Below are 11,388 nucleotides of genomic sequence, written 5' to 3' on the forward strand. Positions count from 1 at the left end.
AATTCCATTAAACGTACTTCAGGCAAAGCCTAATTGATGATAACCACCTACTGAAGTAGGTGGTTTAGGGCTGAAAATAAAAAAGGGAGCCTTTGCTCCCTTCTACTCACCACTATTGGCAGTTAAGCCTAAAAGTGAGTACTAAAAAGAGAAGTTAAAAATAGACAAATAAGTTAATGATCATCGCATTGATAATATCGATAAAGAAACCACAGACTAGCGGCACAATGATAAAGGCTCTGTGGGCGGCACCGTATTGCTGTGTCACCGCCGTCATATTCACAATTGCGGTTGCCGTTGAGCCTAAAGTTACCCCTCCAAAACCAGAACAAATAACCGCAGCTTCATAATCTTTACCCATCATTCTAAATACTACAAAGATGGTAAACACTATCGATAACAATACCTGTACCGCCATCACCACCGATATATAAAGCAGGCTACCTTCAAGCTCCCATATTTTTAAGCTCATTAACGCCATGGTTAAGAACATACCTAAACAAATATCTTGAATAAGCGATAAGCCCTGTGACGCATCATCTAAGTAGGCACGGTCTTTTACTTCCCGGCGATTAATGATGGCTCGACCTGCATTACCTATGATTATTCCGCCCAATAAACAAGCGACAAAAAGCGGCAGTTTAAGCCCTGCGCCTTGCAACGCCATATCGATAAAGTAACCAAATATCAGGGTGACGTTTAACCATAACCAAGCTCGAAGTACGCCAAAATAATCCACTTTAATATGTGATGAGCCTGCTTGGTGGCTAGTACCAATATCGAGATCTGAGTCATGATTAGCTTGCACTTTATGACGTTTCATTAAATAGGCGGCAATCGGGCCGCCGATAACACAAGCAGAAATCAAACCTAAGGTATTTGAAGCAATACCTAACTCACTAGCATTTGCAATGCCAAGCTCCTCAACGAACGTTGGTGTCCAAGCCATGGCGGTACCCACGCCGCCAATCAGCGATATTGAGCCTGACATTAATCCCGCTTTTGGATCTAAGCCAAACAGTGAGGCAATGGTCACTCCGGTAAAGTTTTGCAAAAAGATAAATGCACTCGCTAGGGCAATAAGAATAACAAGCGGTTTGCCGCCTTTTAATAAAGTTACAAAGTCAGCTTTTAATCCAATACCCGCAAAAAAGTAAAGTAACAGCACATCACGTACTTCAAGATTAAACTCAATTTGAATATCAAAGGCGTAATAGAGGATCCCGACAATTGCAGCGCAAGCGAAGCCACCAACCACTGGCTCAGGAATACTGTATTTTCTCAATAATTCGTACCGAGAAATAATACTTTTACCAATAAATAGCGCGATAATCGCTAGGGTAAAAGAAACGAAATCCTTAATTTCTATTAACTGTGGCTCCATACTTTATTCTCTCCCGATAGCATCGCCCATAAACACTTAAGCTGCACTTATCTGTGATAACAGTAATTTACTAATTGCCATAGTATCCTATTGAAAAATTTAACCCACCCTTTTGTTTACAAATAGTTAACTTTTCTATTCATGCGCCAACCATCTCATAGCTACGTTACTTGACACCGTTCGCAATTGGCCTAAGTCAACCTTAAAGTCAACCCAATACATGACAAAAAGCAAGCTAGCCAAAGTTCCAAAACTATGCAACAGCCATAGTAATCCACTGTAAATAAACAAGTATTAATACAAACCTAAAAACCTCCCCCTAGCCATTATTACTACAGCTGAAATATCACTTAGTAAGTAAGACTCAAGGGTTTAATACCATTGCTGGACGCAAGTAAAAATTGCAAACGGCATACTTTTTCGCATCCAAAAATACAAACCACATTCTCAGTACTTGGTTTGTAATGTCCGAATTTTGGATGATGGTTCGGATTTAAAAAATGTAAAAGCTCATGTGAGCAGAATGATGTTTGACATAACGTTTAATTATTTTAACGGATTAAGGATTTTACCCATGATCAAGTTACTTCCTATCGCTGCTGCAGTCGCACTAGCTTTGAACTCTGGCGCAGCCCTAGCAAATGATGCAACAATCTCTCAAACTGGTAACTCGAATACTGCGACTACCACGCAATCGGGCAGCGGTCAGGCAGCAGATACCACGCAAATTGGTACCAATCAAACTGCGACTACGACTCAAACAGATTCGAACCAAACATCTACAATTGAGCAATTGGGTAACGGTGCAGACTCAACTGTTATTGTTACTCAATCTGGTGTCGGCCCTAACTCAGCAGCAGTAACACAAGACCATACGTTCCGTACCCAAGCCACAGTTGCTCAAGCAGGTTCAAATAACGGTGCAGTAGTTAATCAGCTGCATGTAAACGACAGTATTGCTACTGTGACTCAAACAGGTGATGGCAACGACGCTGAAGTTCGTCAACACGGATTTGGTATCCATAACCCTGCAGGGGCTACAGTCACTCAGCTAGGTGATGCAAATACAGCTATCACTAACCAAGATACTTCAACTGATGCAATACTAACTGTCTCTCAAACAGGCAATGGCAACACAGCTAACGTTGATCAGCTAAACAATGCATTCAACTCAAGTGTAAGTGTTACTCAGACAACAAACAACGCTACGGCAACTGCAACTCAAGATGGCGCCGACAACTCATTTATTACAACCGTTCAAGATGATGGCACTGATGGTACTATTACTGCTAGCCAAGCAAACGGTACAAACAACACCATTTTAGCAACCCAAACAGATGGTACATCAGGCACATCTATCACGGTGAGCCAAGACGGTAGCAACAATGGTATGACTGTTTACCAAGAGCATGTATTTAGCTCTACTGTGAACGTATCTCAAGTGGGTGACGGTAACACAGGTACTGTAAACCAAGAGCATGTTAACGACAGTACAGCAAGCGTTACAGCTACGGGTAATACAAACTCAACAACTATTCGTCAATATGGTTTTGGCTGGCATGAACCTGCAGAAGCAACAATTACAACTACAGGTAATATGAACACAGTTAATATTAACCAAGATACTTCTTTCCAAGCTGTCGCAACTGTTGAGCAAGATGGCAACAATAACCAAGTAGATATTGACCAAATTGATGAGTCTGACAACTCTGTAGTTACCGTTAAACAGTTAGCGGCAAGTGAAGCCGGCAATGTAACTGCACAGCAAAATGCAGCTGCAGATTCAAACATTACTGTTCAACAGTCTGGTGTAAATGGCTCTTTGGTTGTGGTTAATCAGACCAGTGGTTCAGAGCTAACAGCATTAGTAGACCAAACAGGTACTCTTGGTGGCTCAGCTACAGTTAATCAATCAGGCGTAGATCAAGACGCGACTGTTTACCAAACAGGCGAAGCAAACACTGCTGACATATTGCAAAGCAACACATTAAACGTAGCAAATGTGCAGCAATACGGAGAATTTGGTTCTGCGGATATTGACCAAACAGGTGCTGACAACAATGCCGTTGTTAACCAGCTAGGTGGTGAGTTTAATAATGCAACTATCGACCAGCAAGGCGATAGCAATACAGCGACTATCAACCAAGATGGCTTTGGTATATTAGCGGCAGCAAACTCAGCAACAATTACTCAGTTTGGTACTAATGATACAGCTACTATTACTCAAATGGGTGGTTTTGGTAACACGGCGACTATCGTACAAAACTAATTTAGTTTTACTGCAAAGCATATAAAAAAGGGGAGCGATTTAGCTCCCCTTTTCAACTCTGTATTACGGCAATAACTTACTTTGCGTATTCAACCGCAATGTTAGCTGCAAGTTTTGCGTTATTGAACACAAGCTCAATGTTTGCCGCTAAGCTAACACCTTTAGTGGTTTCAGCCACTTTAGCCAATAGGAATGGCGTAGAAGCCTTACCGAAAATGCCTTTGCTGTCCATTTCTGCAACTGCGTCAGCAATCACTTGATCGATCATCGCACGATCTAACTGGTGCGCTTCAGGGATTGGGTTGGCAACCACGATGCCGCCTTTAAGATCCATATCCCACTTTGCTTTCATTGCAGCTGCAATTTGCGCTGGCGTATCAAGTTGGTAATCAACACCAAACTCGCTTTCACGAGTATAGAATGCTGGTAGTGTGCTAGTTTGGTAACCAATCACTGGTACACCTTGAGTTTCTAGGTATTCTAGCGTCAAGCCGATATCTAGAATTGACTTAGCGCCTGCACAAACGACTGTTACGTCGGTATTGGCTAGCTCTTGCAAGTCAGCAGAAATATCAAAAGTTTGTTGAGCACCGCGGTGTACACCACCAATACCACCCGTTGCGAATACTTTAATGCCTGCCATTTGCGCTAAAATCATGGTTGACGCAACAGTCGTTGCACCATCAACACCTTTAGCCACAATAAACGGAATATCACGGCGGCTAGTCTTAATCACGTCAAGACCTGCTTTACCTAAATATTCAATCTCTTCGTGAGTCATACCCACTTTTAAGCGACCTTTTAAGATGGCAATCGTTGCAGGTACTGCGCCATTATCACGAATAATTTGTTCTACTTTAAGCGCGGTTTCTACGTTTTGCGGGTAAGGCATACCGTGAGAAATAATGGTCGATTCCAATGCAACTACTGGCTTACCTGCTGCTAATGCTGCTGCAACTTCAGGATTAATATCTAGGTACTGCTCTAACATAACGACTCCTTGATAACACGCTTAACGGTGATTTCTGACATATTAGGGTTTATTGTGGCTAAGTGAGACAAGGCAACTACCGCTGCTCCCATAGCAAATTTATTTGATTCTTCTGTGCTCCATTGCTGGATAAAGCCGTGGGCTAAACCTGCAAGGTAAGCATCACCGGCACCATTGGCATTAACCATTGATACTGGCATTGTAGGCACTAAAGCTTGTACACCTTCATCGCTGTAAAACACACCATCGCTGCCTAAGCTTAAGAAAATGCGTTTTACACCTTGCTCATGGAACCAATTAGCAAGCGCTGGTAATTCATCGTAATGACTAATACTGATCCCAGATAACTGCTCAGCTTCTTTAAGATTTGGCTTTAAGGTGTGAATTGAACTTAAAAATGGCGCAATTTTCTTAGCTTTTGCACAAGACACAGTGTCGACAAAAATAGGACGGTCTGAGAAGTTGCTGAGGATATACTCCAGTGACTCTGCAGATAGATTGGCGTCGACAACAATAAGATCTGCGCGGCGCAATACTTCTTCATGACTTTGAAGCACAGCTACGCTGAGCTTCTCAAGAATCGCCATATCATTAATAGCAACATGCATATCGCTGTCACCATCGAGAACCGATAGGTATGTTGAAGTGGCAAATTCATCTAAGTGAATGCAGGCTTTCATATCAATGCCCGCTTGTTGACACTGATTGATGATCATTTGACCATAGGTGTCTTTACCTAATGCACTAATAAGATGGGTGTTAGAACCAAGGCGTGCTAAGTTCTCGGCAATATTACGGCCAACACCACCTGGAGAGCAGCTAACACTACCAGGGTTTGAGTCACCAACCTGTAGGGTATTAAGGGGACGGCCAAGAATATCCATATTGGCACCACCGATTACGATGGCATAGCGAGATTCAGCTAAGATATAACCTTTGCCTTTAATCACGCCTTTATGGGTCAAATTCATAATGTGTCCAGCCACTGCTGAACGACTAATGCCTAGCTGATCTGCAATACTTTGCTGAGGGATCAGTGGGTCTTGTTTAAGTAGCGCTAGTATCTCGAGTTCGCGTTCTGTCATTATTATTATCCAGTCGACACGGCCAAACAAACATTTGTTTGGATACCAAACTTTAGTTTAAACTTGACGCAAGAGTATGCTGATTAGATTAAATATTCAAGCGAAACAGATTTAAAAGAGAGAATTTGTGAGCAAGACCAGAGTTAATTGTGCCCATATTGCAAATAAAGAGCACCAGTAAAACATAAGATGAGCGCGACTAAGCTGCTGTAGCCAGCGAAATTGTCAGTAAGATATCTAACGGTAATACAAGAAAAAAAGAGGATATCCATGCCATCTGAGCCATGGATATCCATCAATAAATAAATCACCAACTAGATTGATATTGCCGTGATAGCTTAAACTAAATCACCATACTCAAGTAGCCCAATACCAATACGATCATCGATGTCAGCGCATAAGGAACCGGGTAACCCACTGCAGGCATGTCACTTTGACAAACATCTTGTGCACCTTTCATCGCTGGAGTGCTATTACGCCCACCAGCACAAGCGCCTGCCAATATAGCCGGATTCATTTTGCGGAAGTACAAGCCGTATATCCAAGCTAGCAAAGGAGGGACAAGTGCAGCCGTTAACCCTAACGCCGCAATTTTTATCACTACAATACCTTGGAATGAAGCTAAAATTTTAGGTCCCACAGTGGCTGCAAGTACCGCAACGAATAGACTCAAACCTACGTCTTGCAGGAAGCTTCTTGCCCCCTCACTCATAGGGCCGCCAAAAGTTGGGTTACGCGTTCTTAAGAAGGAGAAAATAATACCGGTTAACATACAGCCTGCCGACGTGCCTAACGCAAAAGGAATACCGCCTAACGTGACACTAAAGTGGCCGCATATATAACCAATCAATAGTGACAATGCCAAATAGAATGTTTCGGTTAATGTGCTTTCCACAATCGGCGTACTATTTAGCTTTTTAGCCACTTGTTGCACGCACCAGTCAGATCCAGCAACGCGCAGCACATCGCCCACCTCGACAACGGCTTGTCCAGTCACAGGTAACTGATGCCCTTGACGAAATAAGGCTTTAATATAAACACCAAAACCCACTTTTTCACTGATTTCATTGATGCTTTTGCCACTGAAATCTGATTTACCAAGATGGATATCAGCCACTTCAATATCGACATTTCGCGCTCTGGGTTCATCCACTTCTTCGCCAACAAACGCCGCATCGTCAATCAAAACATGATAATCACCCCGTATACCAATCACATCACCCAGTTGCAGTTTAGGGTTGTCGGATGCGTCAAACACATCATCACCGCGCACGACTTTTAAGATCGCTGTGTGAGGAAAACGCTGAAATAGTGATTCAATGCTCTGCCCTACTAGCTCTTGATGCTCGACTTTGTAAGCCCTAATGTCTAAAGGCAATACACCAATATTTGAAAAACCATTAGTACTTGGCAGGGCTTCAATGTCATCACCCACGCCAAACTCTGCCTCAGCGTCTTTACCCGCTTTAACCGGGTCAATGCCAAACATTGCAGGTAAATACTTAATTAATAAAATAATAAATACACTAGATAAGATATAACTGATGGCATAGCCCGCGGCAATATTTGCGCTGACTTGATCTAAGGTCATGCCAGCTGGAGCTTTAAATGCGCCAGAGGAAATTGCCGATTGTGCAACGCCCATTACCGCGGTTACCGTATAGCTTCCCGATATAATTCCAGCGGCATAGCCCGGTGCTAAGTCGAGTAATTTCGCACCAAAATACACAATAATAAAATTACTAAATACAACAATTAGGCCAATAACGACAAAATCTAACCCGCCTCTTGCCAGCCCTGAGAAAAACTGCGGTCCGACTTTCATGCCAATAGCATACATAAACATCATAAGGAAAATATCAGATACCAATCCTGGCTCTTCAATCTTAAGACCATAAACAGAGAAAGCGGTTAACGCGATAGCCACACCTGCCACTAGTGTTCCAGCGGTGGAGCCTAAAGATATTCCTTTGATTGATACCTTTCCAAGCGGGTAACCAATCGCAATGGCTAAAAACAGAAATACGAAAGGGTTATCAGCAATGTAACTAAATACAAAACCAAAAATTTCAGAAATATTCATCATCATGTCTCAAACTAAGTTGATAAAAAAAGGCCACCTATAAAGATGACCTTTTACCCATTAACCGTGATTAAAACCTGAAGACTCTTTTGAATCACTGCCATGTGAAATCGGATGTTCAGCGAAAAAGTCGACACAGTGCTTTAAGTCGGCAACCAATAAATCAGCTTGGTCACGACTAAAGCCGTGGCGCACCAAAATACGCATTATCACTAAGTCTTCCCTTTTAGGCGGCATAGCATAAGCAGCAATTTGCCAGCCTCGTGAGCGGATGCGATCAGAGAGGTCAAACAGGTTAAACCCAGGATCAACGCCCTCTTTCAATGACCAGCTCATCGCGGGGATCCCACCATGTCCGTCATAAATAATGTCGAACATGCCCAGCTTTTCTATTTCACTTGAAAGGTACTGCGCGGTGTCATAGCAAGCTTGATGGATCTTTCTATAGCCCTCTTTACCTAAACGTAAAAAGTTGTAGTACTGCGCAACGATCTGGCCACCGGGGCGAGAAAAGTTCAGCGCAAATGTTGGCATATTGCCGCCTAAATAATTGACATTGAAAATCAAATCTTCATCTAACGCAGCTGCATCACGCCAAATAACCCAACCCACACCCAGCGGGCTTAAACCAAATTTATGCCCAGAAGCATTAATGGATTTCACTCGCGGCAATGAAAAGTCCCATTCAAGTTCTGGTTGGCAAAATGGCGCTAAAAAACCACCACTAGCGGCATCAACATGGATAGGAATATCCAGACCAGTGTCTTGCTCAAGTTTATCAAGTGCTTCATGTACCGCTTTTACAGGCTCATATTGACAGGTAAATGTCACCCCTAAAGTAGGTACCACACCAATGGTATTTTCATCACAGCGCTTAATGACTTCTTCAGCATTCATTATTAAGCGATCCCCTTCCATCGGGATCTCACGTAACTCTATATCCCAGTATCGAGCAAATTTATGCCAACATACTTGCACTGGACCACAGACCATATTCGGTTTATCCGTCGGTTTTCCCTGTGCTTTCATCTTCTTGCGCCAAGCCCACTTAAGCGCCATGCCGCCAAGCATTGCCGCTTCACTTGAGCCTGTGGTAGAACAACCTAAGGTATTTTCAGCATCCGGAGAGTTCCATAGATCTGCAAGCATATGCACGCAACGGGCTTCAAGCTCTGCAGTTTGGGGATACTCATCCTTATCAATCATGTTCTTGTCGATACATTCGTCCATTAATTTATGGACTTCTTCTTCAACCCAAGTTTGACAAAAAGTAGCAAGATTTTGGCGTGAATTGCCGTCCATCATGAGCTCGTCATGGACAACTTGATAAGCATGGCGCGGATTATTTTCTTGCTCAGGCATTTTGTATTTGGGCATAGATAGCGCTAAATCTGTCGATGAGTAAATATCATCTAGCAGGTCGTCTCGCACAGAATCTTTCGCATGAAGAGGCATTATATTTTACTCCAATGAAATAAATAGAATTTCCTACTCGCTGGTGATACACAGCTGACACATTCAACATATAACTTTGTTTTAGGTGCGGCAAGACAAAAAACAAAATAAAAAGAATAAAAAACTAATAGGCAAACATTGTAAAGATGTAAATATTAACAGCAGGATACCGGGCAGTTATTAAAGCTAACACAAAGCGAAATGAGCTAGCATATTACGCGCCACAATCGTTATATGCGGCCATTGAAAACCGAGCATTTTTAAATCCCCTTGCTCTCTTGATTAACAGTTTTATTTTGATAATCATTCAAGCAAAAGCTGGTTTATTATGATTAAGGCACAACTTAATATAGTTGCATCAACTCAATCTAGGAGAGCAAACATGGCAAATCTTACAATTGTCGCGAACATCATCGCTAATGAAGACAGTGTAGAGCTAGTTAAAGCAGAGCTTATCAAGCTAATTGACATTACTCGCTCTGAAGCGGGATGTATCCAGTATGATCTGCACCAAGACAATGAAAACCCAGCGCATTTTACATTCTTTGAAAATTGGTCTTCTAGAGAGCTCTGGCAAGAACATATGGGCGCGCAGCATTTAGCTGACTATCTAGCAGCGACAGAGGGCGCAGTGGCGAGTTTTACTGTGAATGAAATGACTCAGGTAGGCTAATTAAGCAGAAGAATATTAAGAGAATGCGTATACCAAAGTGGCTAAGCAGCAGTTGCTAATTTGTAATAGCTAATTTGTAATAGTAAAGTTTTAGCAGCTAAGTCAATGTCACTTGGTTACGCATCTTCTTCATGCATGAAATCTTCAATCATGGTCATCTGCTCAGCAAGCTTATCTTCAATTGTGACTAAACGATAACTGCCGTGGGGCATTTTCTCTAGACTAATGCGGTCACCAGCCTGCACATGTAATTGCTCAACAACCTCTGTTGGCAACCTTAACCCCAAGCCTTCCCCTATCGTTTCAACTTTGATCTCAGCCATAGTCATACTCCACTTATGCGCTAACACATTGTCTTACTATTATAGTTGAATCTCGATATCGGCAAGACCAAACCGAGTCGCAATCAGTAGAATCAAATGACCGCTGACAAGCTAAAAAATACGTTCAAAAGGTGTAATGGGTTGCAATTTGCTTCCAAAAAACGCCTGCTTCGTAACAAGTCTTAGCCCTATCTAATTCAAAGACACCTTTAAAGCGGTACATAGTCTGGCCAAGTTCATCTTTTACTCGAGCAAATACAACATATTGAAAGCGCTCAACTAGGTTTCTATCGATGACTTCGCGCTTTTTGGCCTCAGACTCGAGGCAATACTCGTGAATTTCAGTGCCATCGTGACTTATTTCATTAAACCATTGCTCGTTTGGATAAAGCTTAGGAAACCATAACTTGATATTTGGCTGCTTAGGGATACTAGCGGATGAGCGTTGCCACCCTTTGTATTGATGACCAAATAAATTACAGACCTCTGCCGAAGTTCTCAATGCAACGTTTTCACTCACCCGAATGCTTCCGCGCCCCTTTAAATATTCGACACTATGTTCAATTTCCGGGTTCCATGGCTGAAAACAACCTGATTGCTTTTGAGCATTTATCATCTGCTTAATATCAGCAACTATCTTATCGACTTGAGTGTTAATCTGTTCAATTGATACCGCTGCATCGATACGTTTAATTTGGTGATCTGTTGCAGTAATAATATCGAGTTCACGTATTTTATCGGCATCTATTTGGCCTTGATGAAAACCTTCATCAATCTCGATATGCAGTTTTAACTGCGGTAAATATAGATCGGTTAATGCAAACCCGTTCGGCCTAGCAACATATTGCTGGGTGATAAACTTTACATCTAAATCATCGATTTTATGGATAATGCGAGTAATTGCGTACAGCTCAAAACGCTTATTCTTACAGCGTTGTAACTGCCGAGTCATGTGCAGGGTTTTCATAGTGATTGAATAAAATAGTAGGTGCTACATTTGCGGGTTAAAAATTCTATAGGCTTTTCCATTCAAGATAAATCCCCCTTAAATAATATTTCTTCTATTTGAGCACTCTGTGAGCTAAACGCAAAAATCTAATTAAGTATTTATTTTTATTACCTTTT

Annotated in this window: 9 protein-coding genes; 2 read left to right on the top strand and 7 right to left on the bottom strand. The window is 42.1% G+C overall.

Annotated features, from left to right (window positions below; genetic code table 11):
* Window positions 1–154 precede the first annotated feature (154 nt).
* Window positions 155–1,384 (bottom strand): sodium/glutamate symporter, encoded by a 1,230-nt coding sequence (gene gltS / locus MSG37_RS11895; RefSeq protein WP_248470880.1) that lies wholly within the window; start codon window positions 1,382–1,384, stop codon window positions 155–157.
* A 574-nt stretch (window positions 1,385–1,958) separates the two neighbouring features.
* Between gltS and MSG37_RS11900 the strand changes: the two genes are divergently transcribed.
* Window positions 1,959–3,653, top strand: coding sequence for a hypothetical protein (locus MSG37_RS11900; RefSeq protein ID WP_248470881.1), 1,695 nt, complete (start codon window positions 1,959–1,961; stop codon window positions 3,651–3,653).
* A 76-nt stretch (window positions 3,654–3,729) separates the two neighbouring features.
* Here MSG37_RS11900 and MSG37_RS11905 read toward each other — a convergent pair whose 3' ends face one another.
* The 4 genes from MSG37_RS11905 to MSG37_RS11920 all read right to left on the bottom strand — a co-directional run bounded on the left by MSG37_RS11905 (window position 3,730) and on the right by MSG37_RS11920 (window position 9,267).
* On the bottom strand, window positions 3,730–4,644 hold the full coding sequence (locus tag MSG37_RS11905; protein ID WP_012156171.1) for a pseudouridine-5'-phosphate glycosidase: 915 nt from the start codon (window positions 4,642–4,644) through the stop codon (window positions 3,730–3,732).
* Entirely contained in the window at window positions 4,638–5,729 is a 1,092-nt protein-coding gene (locus tag MSG37_RS11910; protein ID WP_248470882.1) for a PfkB family carbohydrate kinase, read from the bottom strand. The genes MSG37_RS11905 and MSG37_RS11910 overlap by 7 nt, the downstream gene beginning before the upstream one ends.
* A 343-nt stretch (window positions 5,730–6,072) precedes the next feature.
* A complete protein-coding gene (locus MSG37_RS11915; RefSeq protein WP_248470883.1) occupies window positions 6,073–7,812 on the bottom strand; it encodes a transporter in 1,740 nt (579 codons plus the stop codon).
* A gap of 60 nt (window positions 7,813–7,872) precedes the next feature.
* Complete coding sequence (locus MSG37_RS11920; RefSeq protein WP_248470884.1) at window positions 7,873–9,267, bottom strand: glutamate decarboxylase; 1,395 nt, start codon at window positions 9,265–9,267, stop codon at window positions 7,873–7,875.
* A gap of 382 nt (window positions 9,268–9,649) precedes the next feature.
* Between MSG37_RS11920 and MSG37_RS11925 the strand changes: the two genes are divergently transcribed.
* Complete coding sequence (locus MSG37_RS11925; protein ID WP_248470885.1) at window positions 9,650–9,940, top strand: putative quinol monooxygenase; 291 nt, start codon at window positions 9,650–9,652, stop codon at window positions 9,938–9,940.
* 116 nt (window positions 9,941–10,056) lie between these two features.
* Here MSG37_RS11925 and MSG37_RS11930 read toward each other — a convergent pair whose 3' ends face one another.
* Together MSG37_RS11930 and MSG37_RS11935 are read right to left on the bottom strand one after the other, a co-directional pair.
* On the bottom strand, window positions 10,057–10,263 hold the full coding sequence (locus tag MSG37_RS11930; protein ID WP_248470886.1) for an AbrB/MazE/SpoVT family DNA-binding domain-containing protein: 207 nt from the start codon (window positions 10,261–10,263) through the stop codon (window positions 10,057–10,059).
* Window positions 10,264–10,387: 124 nt separating this feature from the next.
* Complete coding sequence (locus MSG37_RS11935; protein ID WP_248470887.1) at window positions 10,388–11,215, bottom strand: AbaSI family restriction endonuclease; 828 nt, start codon at window positions 11,213–11,215, stop codon at window positions 10,388–10,390.
* Window positions 11,216–11,388 lie beyond the last annotated feature (173 nt).

The sequence above is a fragment of the Shewanella sp. 1CM18E genome (assembly GCF_023161665.1).
Lineage (GTDB): Bacteria > Pseudomonadota > Gammaproteobacteria > Enterobacterales > Shewanellaceae > Shewanella.

What these genes read in the sequence shown, in the direction of transcription:
- MSG37_RS11935 (WP_248470887.1), bottom strand. Translation starts at nt 11,215, where the DNA reads ATGACTCGGCAGTTACAACGCTGTAAGAATAAGCGTTTTGAGCTGTAC.
- MSG37_RS11910 (WP_248470882.1), bottom strand. Translation starts at nt 5,729, where the DNA reads ATGACAGAACGCGAACTCGAGATACTAGCGCTACTTAAACAAGACCCA.
- MSG37_RS11915 (WP_248470883.1), bottom strand. Translation starts at nt 7,812, where the DNA reads ATGAATATTTCTGAAATTTTTGGTTTTGTATTTAGTTACATTGCTGAT.
- MSG37_RS11905 (WP_012156171.1), bottom strand. Translation starts at nt 4,644, where the DNA reads ATGTTAGAGCAGTACCTAGATATTAATCCTGAAGTTGCAGCAGCATTA.
- gltS (WP_248470880.1), bottom strand. Translation starts at nt 1,384, where the DNA reads ATGGAGCCACAGTTAATAGAAATTAAGGATTTCGTTTCTTTTACCCTA.
- MSG37_RS11930 (WP_248470886.1), bottom strand. Translation starts at nt 10,263, where the DNA reads ATGGCTGAGATCAAAGTTGAAACGATAGGGGAAGGCTTGGGGTTAAGG.
- MSG37_RS11920 (WP_248470884.1), bottom strand. Translation starts at nt 9,267, where the DNA reads ATGCCTCTTCATGCGAAAGATTCTGTGCGAGACGACCTGCTAGATGAT.
- MSG37_RS11925 (WP_248470885.1), top strand. Translation starts at nt 9,650, where the DNA reads ATGGCAAATCTTACAATTGTCGCGAACATCATCGCTAATGAAGACAGT.
- MSG37_RS11900 (WP_248470881.1), top strand. Translation starts at nt 1,959, where the DNA reads ATGATCAAGTTACTTCCTATCGCTGCTGCAGTCGCACTAGCTTTGAAC.